Consider the following 15425-nt stretch of genomic DNA (forward strand, 5'->3'; position numbering starts at 1 on the left):
CCGACGAAAGAAAGGATGGGTATTGTGGAAGCAACTGTGACAAATAAGGGCAAAAAGGGTCTTATACGCCGTTTTGCGCCGTACTTTAAAAAGTATCTGTGGATCCTCATTTTCGACCTGTTCTGCGCGGCGCTGACGACCGTATGCGAGCTGGCATTGCCAATCATCGTGCAGCAGATCACGGACCGCGGCATCAATGACCTGGCGTCTTTGACGCTCAGTTATATTCTGCGCATCGGAGGGCTGTACATTTTCTTAAAGCTCGTCGACGTGGGCGCAACGTTCTTCATGGCGTCTATCGGCCACATCATGGGCACAAAGATCGAGACCGACATGCGCCGCGACATGTTCGCACACCTGCAGAAGCTCTCGTTCTCGTATTTTGACAACACGAAGATCGGTCAGCTCATGTCCCGCATCACGACTGACCTGTTTGACATCACGGAGTTTGCGCATCACTGTCCGGAGGAATTTTTCATTGCGGGCATCAAGATCATCGGCGCATTTGTGATTTTGTGCACGATGAGTGTGCCGCTGACGCTGATTATCTTTGCGGTGCTGCCGTTTATGCTGGCGGCCGCCATGTTCTTTAATAAGAGAATGCAGGCACAGTTCCGCAGCCAGCGCCAACAGCTCGGCGAGATCAACGCGCAGGTGGAAGACAGCCTGCTTGGTGTGCGCGTGGTGAAATCCTTCGCGAACGAGCCGCTTGAAGAAAAGAAGTTTGAAGAGGGCAACCAGCGCTTTTATAACATTAAGCGTCTGCGCTACATGTATATGGGCGGCTTTGAAGCCTCCAATAAATTCTTTGACGGTCTCATGTATATCGTGGTCGTCATTGCGGGCGCCATCTTCATGATGAACGGCGCCATCGACCCCTCGCAGCTTGTGGCGTACCTTTTGTATATCACAACGCTCATCAATTCCATTCACCGCATCGTGCAGTTTACGGAGCAGTTCCAAAGCGGCATGAGCGGCGTGGAGCGCTTCTTTCAGGTTATGGACGCGCCCATCGAGATCAGCGACGCGCCGGACGCCAAAGATATCGGCATTGTCAAGGGCGACGTGACGTTCGACCACGTAAGCTTCAAGTATAACGACGACGGCACCGAGGTGCTTTCTGACATCGACCTCGACGTAAAGGCGGGCGAGAACATCGCGCTTGTCGGCCCTTCGGGCGGCGGTAAAACGACGCTGTGCAACCTCATTCCGCGTTTTTACGATACGACTGCCGGCACCATCTGCATCGACGGCGAGGATATCCGTACGGTGACGCTGAAATCCCTGCGCGACCGCATCGGCTTTGTGCAGCAGGACGTGTACCTGTTCTCCGGCTCGGTGTTTGAGAACATTCAGTACGGCAAGCCGGGCGCGTCGAAAGAAGAAGTCATTGCGGCCTCCAAAATGGCGGGCGCGCATGAATTTATCGAGGGGCTTTCAAACGGCTACGATACATACGTCGGCGAGCGCGGCGTGAAGCTTTCCGGCGGCCAGAAGCAACGCATTTCCATTGCGCGTGCGTTTTTAAAGAACCCGCCGATTTTGATTTTAGACGAAGCGACGAGTGCGCTCGATAACGAAAGCGAGCGTATCGTGCAGGCGTCGCTTGAAAAGCTCGCGAAGGGCAGAACGACGTTCACGATTGCGCACCGTTTGACGACCATCAAGAACGCGACGAAAATTCTGGTGCTGACGGATAAGGGCATTGAAGAAGCCGGTACGCATCAGGAGCTTATGAAGAAAAAGGGCATTTACTTTGACTTATATAAAAGCTATCAGGAAATGACGGCGGACACGGAATAAAGCCCAAAGGAAATTTTCGGGTATGTATATTTTGAAAGGACGGGAAAACTATGAAAACAGTGACACTCGGCAATACCGGCATCACGGTCAATCGCAACGGCTTCGGCGCACTGCCCATTCAGCGCATTTCCGTTGGAGAAGCGGGCAAGCTGCTGCGCAAAGCATACGATAACGGCATCCGCTTTTTCGACACCGCACGCGCGTATTCGGATAGCGAATATAAGATCGGTCAGGCACTTGCCGATGTGCGCGACGACATCATCATCGCGACGAAAACGGCCTCGACAACCGTTGAAGGCTTTTGGAAAGACCTCGAGACGAGCCTTTCTATGCTGAAGACCGACCACGTGGATATTTACCAGTTCCACACGCCGTCCTTCTGCCCGAAGCCCGGCGACGGCACAGGCCTTTATGAGGCGATGCTGGAAGCGAAAGCGCAGGGCAAGATCCGTCACATCGGCATCACGAATCATCGCCTGCATGTGGCGCGCGAAGCCGTGGAATCCGGCTTGTATGAAACGCTGCAGTTCCCGTTCTGCTACCTTGCGAGCGAAAAGGACATTGAGCTCGTGAACCTATGTAAGGAGAAGAACGTCGGCTTCATCTGCATGAAGGCGCTTTCCGGCGGTCTCATCACGCGCAGCGATGCGGCGTATGCGTACCTTGCGCAGTATGAGAACACGTTGCCCATTTGGGGTGTACAGCGCGAGAAAGAGCTTGACGAGTTTCTTTCCTACAATGATAACCCGCCGGTGATGACGGACGAGCTTGCGGCGTTCATCGAAAAAGAGCACGAGTCCCTCGCGGGCGATTTCTGCCGCGGCTGCGGCTACTGCATGCCATGTCCCGCCGGTATTGAGATCAACCAGTGCGCGCGCATGTCGCTTATGCTGCGCCGCGCTCCGTCCGCCGCATGGCTGACGCCCGAGTGGCAGGCGAAAATGGAGCTGATTGAAAACTGCAAGCACTGCGGCCAGTGCGTGAAGAAATGTCCGTATACCTTAAACACCCCCGAATTGCTCCGCAAGAATCTGGAGGATTACCGCACCTTTTTAAAATAAAGGAGAAAGTTCCGAATTATGACAGCAAACGAATTTTACGCGTCTCTTTCCGGCAAGCGCATCACGTTTGTCGGCGTTGGACGCTCCAACCTGCCGCTCATTGAGCAGTTTAAAGCCCACGGTGCAGCCGTTTCGGTGCGCGATAAGCGCAGCGAAGCGGCGCTGGGCGAAGACGGCGAAGCGCTGAAAAAGCTCGGCGCAAAGCTCATCTGCGGCGAAGACTACCTTGAAAGTATCGACGAAGACATGCTGTTCCGCGCGCCCGGCGTGCCGTATCTGCTGCCCGAGCTGCAAAAGGCCCGTGCAAACGGTGTTGCCGTGACGAGCGAAATGGAAGTCTTTTTCGACCTGTGTCCGTGCAAAATTTACGCCGTGACGGGCAGCGACGGCAAGACGACCACAACGTCCGTCATTGCCGAAATGCTGAAAGCGGCGGGCAAGACCGTGCACCTCGGCGGCAACATCGGCCGCCCGCTTCTGCCGGAGATCCGTGATGTAAAGCCTGAGGATGTGGCGGTGGTGGAGCTTTCGAGCTTCCAGCTTATCTCCATGCGCCGCAGCCCGAATGTCGCGGTCATTACGAATCTGTCGCCGAACCACCTCGACGTGCACAAGGATATGGACGAGTACGTGAACGCGAAGAAGAACGTACTTTTGCACCAGAATGCGTTCGGCCGCACGGTTTTGAACGCGGATAACGCCCTGACGGCGGCCTGTGCCGCTGACACGCGCGGCATGACGTACATGTTCTCCCGCAGAGAGAAGACGAACGGCGCGTGGTGCAGCGCGGACGGCAAAATCTACTTCGGCGACGAATATATTATGGAGGAAAGCGACATTCGCATTCCCGGCAAGCACAACGTCGAAAACTACCTTGCGGCGATTTCTGCCGTGTGGGGCGATGTCTCGAAAGAGGTTATCAGGACTGTCGCGAAAGAATTCAACGGCGTCGAGCACCGCATGGAGTTCGTGCGCGAGCTGGACGGCGTGAGATGGTATAACGATTCCATCGCAACGAGTCCGTCCCGCGCAATGATCGGCACGCTTTCGCTGTATGATTTCAAGATCGTTATGATTGCGGGCGGTGCGGATAAAAAGGTGCCGTTTGACGAGCTGGGCAAGGTCATTTGTGACAAGGTGAAGACACTCGTACTGCTCGCGCCCGAAAAACCGCTTGAGGGCTTTAAAACGCCGGCCGCGGGGAAGATCGAAGCTGCGGTGCGCGGTGCCGAAAACTACAAGGACGGCGCGCCGGTGATTCTGCACGCAAACAACATGAAAGATGCCGTGCGCCTTGCAAGAGAAAGCGCAGAGCCGGGCGACGTGGTGTCTCTGTGCCCCGCCGCAACGGGCTTTGATATGTACAAGAGCTTTGCCGTGCGCGGTGATATTTACAGAGAAGAAGTGAAAGCACTGAAGTAAGCACAAGCTGACGTGAAAGCGGACGCAAAAGTCTTTGATTAAACTTTCTTCAGAAAGTTTATCAGATTCCAAAGGTGAAACCTTTGGTCGAGCTCCGCAGAGCTCGGAAAAATTTATTTGTCTCGGTACTGTGCATAACAGTAGCTCGGCGAGAAAGATCAACAAAACAAGAAATTTGCGCACTCGGCGCCGCTTCGCCTTGGACCGGGCGGGGCGTGATTGTGGAAGATTGGATAGGTATAATGAAACAGTATAACAAGGGAAATGACAGAAACAAGGGCTTTCAGGGCAGAAACGGTCGTTCCGACCGCCGCCGCGACATTCGCGATACGCCCCTGAACCGCATGGAAGAGACGATTTTGGCGACCATGCGCAGCGAGGAAATTCACGACTGGAGCGCACGCCAGCTTTTGAAAAAGGCAGGTGTGCTCGACAAGCTTGCTTTTTACGATGCACTGCGTTCTTTAAAAGACCGCCGCATGATTTTACTTGACCGCGAGCACAACGCGAAGCTTATTCCGGTCGGCGAAGACGTGGAAGCGACGCTCGTTTCGCTCTCGAAGAACTTCGGCTTTGCGCGTCCCGATGGCGGCGGTGACGACATTTTTATTCACGGCAGCGCTTTGCAGGGTGCGCTCGTCGGCGACAAGATCATCGTCGGCGACATTCGCAAGGACGACCGCGGCCCCTCCGGCCGTGTGCGCCGCATCGTAGAGCACAAGCCCGCGCAGACGACCGGCACGGTGAGTATCACCGATGAGGGCATTGAGCTCATCCCGGACAATGCCATTCGCTATAATTTACGTATGCGCGAGCGCGATTTAAACGGCGCGAAAAACGGCGACAAGGTCATGGCATCTTTGGAGCAGGATTACCGCGGTGACTGGGCATATGCAAGCGTGAAGAAGGTCTTCGGCAGCGGCCGCACGGCGCGTGTCTGCGCCGATGCCATTGTAGAGCAGTACGGCATTCCGCATGTTTTCCCGCAGGAAGTGCTTGACGAAGCCGAGCGCGTCGGCAACGAGCCCATCAGCGACGAAGAATACGCAAAGCGCCTTGACCTGCGCGGCGAGCCAATCTTCACCATCGACAGCAAGGACGCAAAGGACCTCGACGACGCCATCTCCGTGAAGCGCACGGACTTCGGTTACACGCTGGGCGTGCATATTGCAGACGTTTCCCACTATGTGAAAGAGGGCTCTGCCATCGATGAAGAGGCTATCAACCGCGGCACGTCTGTGTATTTTGCCGACCGCGTGATTCCGATGCTGCCGGAAGTGCTCTCGAACGGCGCGTGCTCCCTGAACGCGGGCACGGACAAGCTGGCTTTCTCCGCGCTTATCGAGCTTGACAAAGAGGGCCACATCACAAAGTACGATTTTAAAAAGACAATCATCAATTCCAAGGTGCGCGGTGTGTACAGCGAGGTCAACGAAATTCTGGACGGCACGGCATCGGAGGAGATTTTGAACAAATACGCGCCCGTCATGGAGTCCTTGATGTCGGCGAAGGAGCTTGCCGATATTTTGAAGGCGAACTCCGCAGCCCGCGGCACCATGGAGCTGGACAGCGGCGAATCGAAATTCATTCTTGATGAAAACGGCATTTGTATCGACATCATGCCGCGCGTTTCCGGCGAAGCGGAGCAGCTCATCGAGCAGATGATGGTGACGGCGAACATTGCGGCGGCGAAATTCTCGCTCGACCATAAATTGCCGTTCCTCTACCGTGTGCACGGCACCCCGGACCCGAAGCGCGTAGAGGAGCTTGTGACGCTGTTGCAGCTCGTGGGCGTTCCGTGCAAGGAGATCGTAAAGCCGAACCCCGAAACGCAGGATTTCGCCGCGATCCTCGACCGCGTGCGCGGCCTGCCGTGCGAGACGCTTGTTTCTCAGCGTTTGCTGCGCACGATGGAAAAAGCGAGATATTCGACGGAGGAGACCGGCCACTTCGGCCTCGCGCTTTCCGATTACAGCCACTACACTTCGCCGATCCGCCGTTACCCGGATACGTCCATTCACCGCGTGCTTTCCGCGTTTGTGGAAGGCATGCCGGCAGAAGAGGTGCGCCGCCGCTACGCGCAGTTCTGCGAGACCTCTGCGGCGGAATCCTCCCGCAATGAAATTCGCGCGCTCATCGCCGAGCGTGACGCCGAGGACTGCTACATGGCAGAGTACATGAGCCAGCACATCGGCGAGCACTTTGAAGGCACCGTGAGCGGCGTGACGATGCGCGGCGTGTTCGTGCGTCTCGAAAACAGTGTAGAGGGCTTTGTTTCGCTCGACGCGTTTGAGGGCGAAGACTTCGTGTACGACGGCCTTATCACACAGCGCAGTCCGAAGCGCGAATTGACCATCGGCACGCCGCTGCCGATCATCGTGGCTTCCGCCTACGTTGCGACCGGCAAGGTAGACTTCGTGCCGGATAAAGAGAAGCTCGACATTTAAGGTATGAAAAATTCCCCTGCATCATAAGCTTTTCCGACAGGATAAAAATGGGGGAGAGCGTATGCGGGGAATCAAAAGGCTCATCGGCTCGGCAATGCTGGGCGTTCTGGCGCTGGCGGTTTTGTATTTTGCGGCGCCGTACACCGGCGTGTATATTCCCGTCAGCCGGCTCAGCGTGGCGGTATCCGCTGTGCTTGGCGTGCCGGGCGTGACGCTGCTCGTTTTGCTGAGCCTGCTGTAAACGTATAGATGTATTGAAAAGAAAACTGCGGTTTTGCCGCAGCGGAGAGGAGTTTTAAACATGTTTCTAATCAACGCAAACGTACTGGACGATAAATTCTGCCTGCGCAAGGCGGATATCGAGATCGAAGACGGCAAGATCGTGCGCCTTGAGGATTCTTTGCCGTACAAAGAGGAAGACCTCGTTGTGGACTGCGCGGGCTACACCATTGTGCCGGGCTTTGTGGACGTTCACGTGCACGGCGGCGCGGGTGCAGATTCCAGCGACGGCGACGCAGAGGGTCTGCGCAATATGGCGAAGTTCCTGCTGACGAAGGGTGTCACGTCCTTCTGCCCGACCACGATGACCGTTTCCGATGCGGAGATCTTGAAAGCGCTTGAGACGATTCGCTCCTGCATGGACGACAAGGAAGGCGCGAAGATTGTCGGCGTGAACCTTGAGGGCCCGTTCATCTCGCCGAAGAAAAAGGGCGCGCAAGGCGACGAGTTCATTCAGGCGCCGGATTACGACGTGTTTAAGAAGTATTACGATTCCTGCGGCGGCATCATCAAGCTTGTGGACATTGCGCCCGAGTGCGACGTGCGCGGCGATTTTGTAGAGAAAGCCTCGAAGCTCTGCACCGTTTCCATTGCGCACACTGCAACGGATTACGACGGCGCGGTGGATGCGTTCAAAAAGGGCGTGACCCACGCGACGCACCTGTATAACGCGATGTCCGGCCTTGCACACCGTGCGCCGGGTGTTGTGGGCGCGGTGTTCGACAACGAAAACGTCTGCGGTGAGCTCATCTGTGACGGCATCCACATTCACCCGGCTGTGGTGCGCACGACGTTTAAGCTCATGCCGGAGCGCGTGTGCGTCATCAGCGACGCGATGCGTTTGAGCGGCGTGGAAGACGGCGGCCAGGGCATGCTGGGCGTGAATATGGTCACCGTAAAGGACGGCAAGGCGACATTGCCGGACGGCACCATTGCAGGCTCTGTTACAAACCTGCACGCGGAACTCAAGAACCTCGTTTCCTGGGGCATTCCGTTGGAGACCGCCGTGCGCGCCATGACGCTGACCCCGGCGAAGGAGATCGGCATGGAAAACGAGATTGGCAGCCTTGCACCCGGCAAGCGCGCAGACCTTGTTGTGCTCGATGAGAACCTCGAGATTGTCGCAGTCTACCACTGATGCTTTTGCCTTTGCCGTGCGGCCTTGACGGCGGGGCATGAGGATAGAATTAGGGAAGAACAGAAAGGAAAGAAAATATGTATTGCACAAATTGCGGAAGAAAGCTACCCGAAGACGGCTCGCCGTGCGTTTGCCGGCGGCAGCCCGCACAGCCCGAGCAGCAGACGTACACACAGCCGGTGCAGCCGCAGCAAAACTACGGCGCACCCACGCAGAATTTTCAGATGCCGCCGCAGTATTACGCGCAGCCGCCGGTGCAATACCCGGTGCAGCGACCGATTACACCCGTGCACGGTGTGCTGAAAAGCTTTTTCGCGTCTCCGCTGTTCCTCGTTACGGCGATCCTCTTTTCGGTGAATTTGCTGTTTCAGATCATCGCAAGCCTGTTCCCGCAGGATCCGGCGTATATTGTAAATCAGATTTACAGCAACCTGCCGTATGAAATGCAGTTTATCGTTTCGCCGGGCGACCTGTACAGTACGCTTTCGGATGCGCAGAGCGGCACCACGGTCGGTACGGTCATCGGTATGCTTATTACAGGCGGCTTAATGGCTGCCGCGTACTGGATCACGTACATATCTGCGAAAAACCCGAGTGTTCCGGCGGCAAAAACGGCCGGCCTTACCATCATGAAGGTGTTCAGCATCATCAGTCTTGTTGTGTTGAGCCTTGCGGAGGTGCTGTGCGTTGTTCTTGCCGTGATCTTCGGTGTTGCCCTTGCCGGCAATGACTACGGCTACATGGATGAGATGATGAGCGCTCTCTTCGTCATACTCATTGCGGCCTGCATCATCGGCTTTGTCGTGCTCATTTTTGAGATCATTTACGAAGCAAAGGTCATAAAGATGCTGAACAGCGCGAAGAACGCGATGCTGACGGGCATGGTTCCGAATAAGGCTTCCATGTTTGTGGCGGTCATCTGCTTCATTTCGGCGGCGGTGTCGTTCTTCTCCGTTTTCGGCGATGCGGTACTGTACGGCTGGATCCGTGTTCCGCTCGGCCTGACGAGCGTTGCGCTCAACGTGCTTTATGGTCTGCTTGTTCTGCAGTTTAATAAGATGCTGAAAAACGCAGGCATGGCTCGATAAAACAAAATAAGTGAACGCGACCTGCTCCCGGCCGCGGCAGGACGGTGTAGTTCCGCTGCGCGGGGGTGGGTTCTTTCTAAAAGGCTTCGATTTTCGGGCGTTTTTGTGCTACCGTTTAGCTTTTATGAACTTGCGCTGCAAGTTCATTGGGAGACCCCCTAATTGGGTCTCCCACACTTTAACAGTCCACCGGACTGTTAAAGTTCCCGTCCTGATTTTTTGAATGCAAAAAGATTTCGCCATTTGCGAATGGCGACTTAGGACGCAGCCCTAAGAACCCGCCGCCTTTGAAAAGGCGGGCGAAACTTTTAACCATGGTTACCGCAGGCTGCGAAAAATCTTTACAAATCTTTTTCCGTGCGCTACAATAGGGGAAAGATTGTTTTGAAATGGGGTTTTATAGATGGTGAAGATTCCCGAAAATTACACGCCGAGCCTTGGTCTTTACGAGACGCAGAAGGCAATCGGTCTGATAAAGAACGTATTTCTCGTCAAAATTTGTGCGGCGCTGCATCTAAAGCGCGTCACCGCGCCGCTGTTCGTCGACCCTTCCACGGGTCTGAATGACGACTTAAACGGTGTGGAGCGCCCGGTCGAGTTTGACATTCCGGCAGTCGGCGGCAACGCGCAGGTGGTGCATTCCCTTGCAAAGTGGAAGCGCCTTGCGTTGCATGATTACGGCTTTTACGTGGGCAACGGCCTTGTGGCGGACATGAACGCCATTCGCCGCGACGAGGAGCTCGACAACCTTCACTCCATCTATGTGGACCAGTGGGACTGGGAGAAGGTCATTGACCGTGACACGCGCAACATGGCGTACCTGGAAGACACGGTGCGCCGCATCGTCAGCGCCATCTGCGGCACGCTGGACGAATTAAAGTGGCAGTTCTCCGGCCTTTCCACCGAGCTTTGCCGCGACGTGTATTTCATCACGGCGCAGGAGCTTGAGGACCGCTACCCTGACCTCACCCCGAAGCAGCGCGAGAACGTCATCGTGCGCGAGCACCGCACGGTATTCATTGAGCAGATCGGCGGCGTGCTCAAAAGCGGCAAGCCGCACGACGGCCGCGCGCCGGACTACGATGACTGGAGCATGAACGGCGACCTGCTGTTCTGGCACGAGCCGCTTGGCATGGCGCTGGAAATCAGCAGCATGGGCATCCGCGTGGACGAAAATTCGCTTGCGGCGCAGCTTAAAATTGCGGGCTGCGAAGTGCGCGCGGAGCTGCCGTTCCACAAAATGCTTTTAAACGGCGAGCTGCCGCTCACCATCGGCGGCGGCATCGGGCAGTCGCGCCTTTGTATGCTTCTGCTCGGTAAAGTACATATCGGCGAGGTGCAAGCTTCCCTCTGGGACGAGGAGACCCGCCGTGTCTGTGCCGAAAAGGGCGTTATCCTGCTGTAATTGTGCTTGAAGCTGAATAAAACGGAAGCCCTCTGCTGCGGTTCTTACTTTGCAGCAGGGGGCTTTTTCTATGCCGAAAAAATCTATAAAGACGGAAAAGTGTTTTAGCGTTCGCGGAGTTCAGCTGAATTTTTAACCGACAAAGAGGTATGCTCAGCACTTCGTCCACTTCATCAAAAGCGATTTTGGCAGGATATGCGCTAAGAAGCGGTAGAACCTATAAAATCCGCCCATGGTGCAGGCGCTTTTGCCCTTTAATCCGGCTTTCAGGGCGCAGGTCGCCATTTTTGCGGGCGACTGGTGCGGCAGCATGTCGAGCGTGCGGCTTTTATGCGTGGGGCGGTCGGCAACCTGCCAGAACTCCGTAATCATCGGGCCGGGGCACACGGCAAGGACGTTGATCTTTTTGGGCTTTAATTCCTCGCGCAGCGCGCGGGAGAAGCTTTGCACGTACGCTTTTGTGGAGCAATATACTGCCATGCGCGGCGTGGGCGCAAACGACGCGATGGACGAGATGTTCAGAATAAGCCCGCCCGTTTTCATATACGGCAGGCTGTACCGCGTGACGGCGGTCAGTGCGCGGCAGTTCAAATCGATCATCGCGGTCTGGCTTTCGACGTCGCTTGTCGCAAAATCGCACAGCTTGCCAAAGCCCGCATTATTGATGAGCAGTGAAATTTCCGGCTTTTCGCGTTCAAGCAAAGCATTAAATTGTTTTAATGCGGCGGAGTCGGTGAGGTCGAGCGCGATGGGGCGCAGATTTTTTTCCGGGAACTGCGGCTTTAATGCTTCCAAGCGGTCTTCGCGGCGAGCGATGAGCCAATAGGTGTCGATCTCCGGGCAAAGGGTGACAGCGGCGCGTAAAAACTCGATGCCAAGTCCTGAGGAAGCGCCTGTGATCACGGCGATTTTCATAGTGACTGTCCTTTCAAAATTTTCCGATGGTTGTGTCTCCATTCTACCGCCGCTTCGGCTGCCTGTCAAACGCCTTTTTGGACAATTTGTAAATTCGCGCGAAAAAATGCAAAAAACGGTATAAATTTTCGTGAAAGTGTGGTACAATGACAATAATTACTGTAATGCGTACGCACCGTGTACGCAGAAAGGACGCATACATGACAAATCAAAGAAAAAGCATGCGCTTTATAGGCTGTCTGCTGGCAGTTTTCATGCTGGCAGTTGTTTTTTGTCTGCCGGCTTTGGCGGACAGCGCATCATCGAACACATACACGATCCCGGACACGAACATGACCGTCACAATCCCCGAGGGCGCGACGGTGCTTTCCGTCGATACCCCGGCGGGCGATGCCGCGTGGAGCAAGGCGGGCATTTTGGACGCGAGCGAGAAGATCAAGGAAATGCAGAAAAACGGGACCACGGCGGAGATTATTGCGGCAAACGGCGATACCATAGCCGTAGCGGAGAAATCTTCCGATTACGCGAACTCCGTTTTTAACCTCAATAATCTGGACGAAAAGGGCAAGAAGGATTTTTTGAAATACATGGAGCCGTCTTCCATGGACGGCAGCACGACCGGCACCATCACGTGGTACGACCACGCACAAATTCCGTTCTTTATGATCGACATCTGTGCGGAGAATATCAAGGAGGAGGGACCCGTGTACGAGCGCCTTTATGGTACGCTGTACGACGGCAAGATTGTTTCGTTTGACCTCTTCGGCGATACGAAAGAAATCTCGGAGGAGACGGACGCATTCATGCGCGCCGTGGTCGATTCCGCCGTCATCTCTGCCTTTGCGGAAGCACCTACGATTGAAAACGGTTTGAGCAGACAGAGCGCTGTGACGCTCGGCGCAGTGGGTGTGCTCATTGTGCTGCTCATCGTTTACTTTGTGACGACGCACAGCCGCAACAAGCGTGAAAAGCAGCTTAGAAAAGAGACGGCGGACCGCCTTGCGGAATACCGCCGCTCGAAGCAGGACGACGAATCCGTCGGTACGGGCGCGTTGCGTTTTGTAAACGAGACCGACCACGACGACGCGGCAATCAAGACGTTCGCGAACTATCAGGCGTATCACTTGCAGATTTTCATGCCGGTGTTCACCGTGATTTTAAGCGTCATTGCGCTGTACGTCGTGTGGCAGCTCGGCAATTTCGACAGCAACTGGTGGGTCATGCTACTGCTTATCGGCTTTGCGATTTATAGCCTTTATAAGCTTGCGACGGCTTCCACCAACACAGCAAAGGTGCTTATGCGCTCCTACGGTAAGCTGCGCAGCCGCCGCGCCGCGTACTATTTCTACGATGGCGACTTCCGCATCACGGGTTTACAGGCTTCTAACCTGCACCCGTATTTCCAGATCAGCCGCATGTATGAGACGAATGAATATTTCTATATGTATTTCGGCGAGGGCAATACGTACTTTATCCGCAAGGACGGCTTTAAGCAGGGTGACGCCGATGCGTTCCGCACCTTTATGAAGGAAAAGCTCGGCAAGCGCTTTAAGTAAAAGCAACAAATAAACAACAAAATAATAGGAACGCGCAACAAATGAAAATCGACCGCGCGGGTTTTATGCGGTATAATGGGGGCGCTTTGAAAGCAGCCCCGAAAGAGAGGATTTCTTACATGATCGGTATTATCGGAGCGATGGAGATTGAGGTCGCGGGCATCACCGCGGCGCTGACAGACCATAAAACGGAAACGCTGTGCGGCGTTACGTTCCACACGGGCAAGCTGAACGGCACGGACGTTGTCGCCGCAAAATGCGGCGTGGGCAAAGTGAACGCGGCCATGTGCACGGCGGCGATGATCCTCAACTACGCGCCGTCCGTCGTCATCAACACGGGCGTTGCGGGCGGCATCGGCGAGGGCGTGAAGATTGGCAATATGGTCGTTGCGTCCCACACCGTGCAGTACGATTACGACACCACCGCCATCGGCGAGCCGAAAGGCTTCGTAATGATCGGCAGTGAGGGCGTTGTGCAGCTGCCGACGAGCGCGAAGCACAATGCGGTGCTCGAAAAGTACGCCGAGAAGATCTACAACGGCGTGCACACGGGCGTCATTGCGACCGGCGACCGCTTTGTGGCAGATCCCGCCTTCTGTTTGCAGCTGAAAGCCGAGTTCGGCGCAATCTCCTGCGAAATGGAGACCGGCGCTGTGGCACAGGTGTGCGCAGTGAATAAAACGCCGTTCTGCGGTCTGCGTGCCATCTCCGATAACGCGAACGACGAGGGCAGCGTCGATTTTGAGACGTTTGCAAAATCCTCTGCGGAAAAGTGCATCGAGCTTTTGAAAGATGCTGTGGGTGAGCTGAACGAAGTGCAGTAAGACAGTTTGGTTTAGAGCGAAAGGAAAGAATGTATGCAGAACAAATATCTTGCCATGACCCCGCCAATGGGTTGGAATTCATGGAACACCTTTACATGGAACATCAACGAAGACCTCGTGTACGGCGCAGCAGACGCTCTGTGCGCAAGCGGCCTTAAAGATAAAGGCTATGAGTACGTCGTCATCGACGATTGCTGGAGTCTCAAGCAGCGCGACGAAAACGGCCGCCTTGTGCCGGATCCGGAGAAGTTCCCGCACGGCATGAAGGCTGTGGCGGACTATGTGCACTCGAAGGGCCTCAAGTTCGGCATGTACTCCTGCTGCGGCACGCACACCTGCGCGGGCTACCCGGGCAGCTTTGAGCATGAGTTCGTAGATGCCGAGACGTTTGCTTCCTGGGGCGTCGATTACCTTAAGTACGACAACTGCTATAAACCGAAGCACATGGACGGCGAAGTGCTCTACAAGCGCATGTCCCTTGCGCTGCGCAACTGCGGCAGAGACATTGTGCTTTCCGCCTGCAACTGGGGCAACGAAGACGTGCACAGCTGGATCAGAAGCTCCGGCGCACAGCTGTTCCGCTCCACGGGCGATATTCAGGATAACTGGGAATCCGTAAAGAACCTGTTCCTCTCTCAGCTCGATAAGACGGCGTTCAGCGGCCCGTACTGTCACAACGACATTGATATGCTCATCGTCGGTATGCACGGCTCCAGCAACAACGAGTTCATCGGCAACATCGGCTCCTGCTCCGACCTCGAATACCGCTCGCACTTCGCACTGTGGGCCATCATGGGCTCCCCGCTGATGATTGGCTGCGACGTGCGCAATATGACCGATGTGACGCTTGAAACGCTCGGCAACGAAGACCTCATCCGCATCAACCAGGATATCGAGTGCCGCGCGCCGTACTGCATCCGCCAGTGGAACAACCCGGAGAACGTCATGGCGCTCGTAAAGCCCCTTTCCGACGGTTCTCTTGCCATCTGCTTCGTAAACTTCGGCGATAAAAAGAGCGAAATGTCCCTGCAATTCTGGGATATGGGCATTTCTTATGCGGAGAACATCGGCCTCTCCTTCTACAACTGCTATACAAAGCAGGATGAGGGCAAGTTCGCCGAGCGCTACGTGGCGCAGGTGGAGCCGCATGACACCATGGTGTTCATTGCAAAGCCCGTGAAGCTGAAATAATGGCAAACTACAAAACCTGCCGCACCTGCGGCGCACCGCTCCACGATGACGACATCGCCATTTACCGTAAGCTTGTCTACCGCGGCGCGGAGGACTTTTTGTGCATACAGTGCCTTGCGGATTATTTCAAGTGCCCGAAAGAGGAAATTGAAAAGCGCATCCGCTATTACCGCGAAAGCGGCGTGTGCACGCTGTTCCGCTGATTCTATCCCGTAAATTAACACCGCCGGAGGATTTTTTTGCCTTCCGGCGGTTCGGCGTTTTCATTTATAAGAAATCCATTTCGCAAAAAGGAG

At 55.3% G+C, this 15425-nt stretch carries 13 protein-coding genes; 12 read left to right on the forward strand and 1 reads right to left on the reverse strand.

Features of this window, described 5'->3' with window-relative positions:
- Positions 1-15: 15 nt before the first annotated feature.
- From ACI0CA_RS03620 to asnA, 8 genes are all read left to right on the forward strand, one after another.
- Positions 16-1803 carry an ABC transporter ATP-binding protein gene (locus ACI0CA_RS03620; protein WP_446806548.1) on the forward strand — a complete coding sequence of 596 codons (1788 nt, stop codon included), beginning with the start codon at positions 16-18 and terminating at the stop codon, positions 1801-1803.
- Positions 1804-1853: 50 nt separating this feature from the next.
- Entirely contained in the window at positions 1854-2864 is a 1011-nt protein-coding gene (locus ACI0CA_RS03625) for an aldo/keto reductase (RefSeq protein ID WP_446806547.1), read from the forward strand.
- An 18-nt stretch (positions 2865-2882) separates the two neighbouring features.
- Complete coding sequence (murD, locus tag ACI0CA_RS03630; protein WP_343284760.1) at positions 2883-4286, forward strand: UDP-N-acetylmuramoyl-L-alanine--D-glutamate ligase; 1404 nt, start codon at positions 2883-2885, stop codon at positions 4284-4286.
- A gap of 242 nt (positions 4287-4528) precedes the next feature.
- Positions 4529-6733 carry a ribonuclease R gene (rnr, locus tag ACI0CA_RS03635; RefSeq protein ID WP_446806546.1) on the forward strand — a complete coding sequence of 735 codons (2205 nt, stop codon included), beginning with the start codon at positions 4529-4531 and terminating at the stop codon, positions 6731-6733.
- 61 nt (positions 6734-6794) lie between these two features.
- Positions 6795-6974, forward strand: coding sequence for a pro-sigmaK processing inhibitor BofA family protein (locus tag ACI0CA_RS03640; RefSeq protein ID WP_446806545.1), 180 nt, complete (start codon positions 6795-6797; stop codon positions 6972-6974).
- A 60-nt stretch (positions 6975-7034) separates the two neighbouring features.
- Positions 7035-8150, forward strand: a complete 1116-nt coding sequence (nagA, locus tag ACI0CA_RS03645) for an N-acetylglucosamine-6-phosphate deacetylase (protein WP_308449892.1) — start codon at positions 7035-7037, stop codon at positions 8148-8150.
- 77 nt (positions 8151-8227) lie between these two features.
- Positions 8228-9238, forward strand: coding sequence for a hypothetical protein (locus tag ACI0CA_RS03650; protein WP_446806544.1), 1011 nt, complete (start codon positions 8228-8230; stop codon positions 9236-9238).
- Positions 9239-9641: 403 nt separating this feature from the next.
- Entirely contained in the window at positions 9642-10643 is a 1002-nt protein-coding gene (gene asnA, locus ACI0CA_RS03655; protein ID WP_446806543.1) for an aspartate--ammonia ligase, read from the forward strand.
- A gap of 153 nt (positions 10644-10796) precedes the next feature.
- Here the strand turns inward: asnA and ACI0CA_RS03660 are convergent, their stop codons facing one another.
- Positions 10797-11558 (reverse strand): SDR family NAD(P)-dependent oxidoreductase, encoded by a 762-nt coding sequence (locus ACI0CA_RS03660; RefSeq protein WP_446806542.1) that lies wholly within the window; start codon positions 11556-11558, stop codon positions 10797-10799.
- Positions 11559-11758: 200 nt separating this feature from the next.
- Between ACI0CA_RS03660 and ACI0CA_RS03665 the strand changes: the two genes are divergently transcribed.
- From ACI0CA_RS03665 to ACI0CA_RS03680, 4 genes are all read left to right on the forward strand, one after another.
- Complete coding sequence (locus ACI0CA_RS03665; RefSeq protein WP_446806541.1) at positions 11759-13114, forward strand: YcxB family protein; 1356 nt, start codon at positions 11759-11761, stop codon at positions 13112-13114.
- A gap of 119 nt (positions 13115-13233) precedes the next feature.
- Positions 13234-13938, forward strand: a complete 705-nt coding sequence (locus ACI0CA_RS03670; RefSeq protein WP_395506662.1) for a 5'-methylthioadenosine/adenosylhomocysteine nucleosidase — start codon at positions 13234-13236, stop codon at positions 13936-13938.
- Between the two features lie 33 nt (positions 13939-13971).
- Complete coding sequence (locus ACI0CA_RS03675) at positions 13972-15129, forward strand: glycoside hydrolase family 27 protein (protein WP_446806540.1); 1158 nt, start codon at positions 13972-13974, stop codon at positions 15127-15129.
- A complete protein-coding gene (locus tag ACI0CA_RS03680) occupies positions 15129-15332 on the forward strand; it encodes a hypothetical protein (RefSeq protein WP_308449887.1) in 204 nt (67 codons plus the stop codon). The genes ACI0CA_RS03675 and ACI0CA_RS03680 overlap by 1 nt, the downstream gene beginning before the upstream one ends.
- The last annotated feature ends 93 nt before the right edge of the window (positions 15333-15425 follow it).

This window comes from Hominenteromicrobium mulieris, from assembly GCF_046197855.1.
Taxonomy (GTDB): Bacteria; Bacillota; Clostridia; order Oscillospirales; family Acutalibacteraceae; genus Hominenteromicrobium; species Hominenteromicrobium mulieris.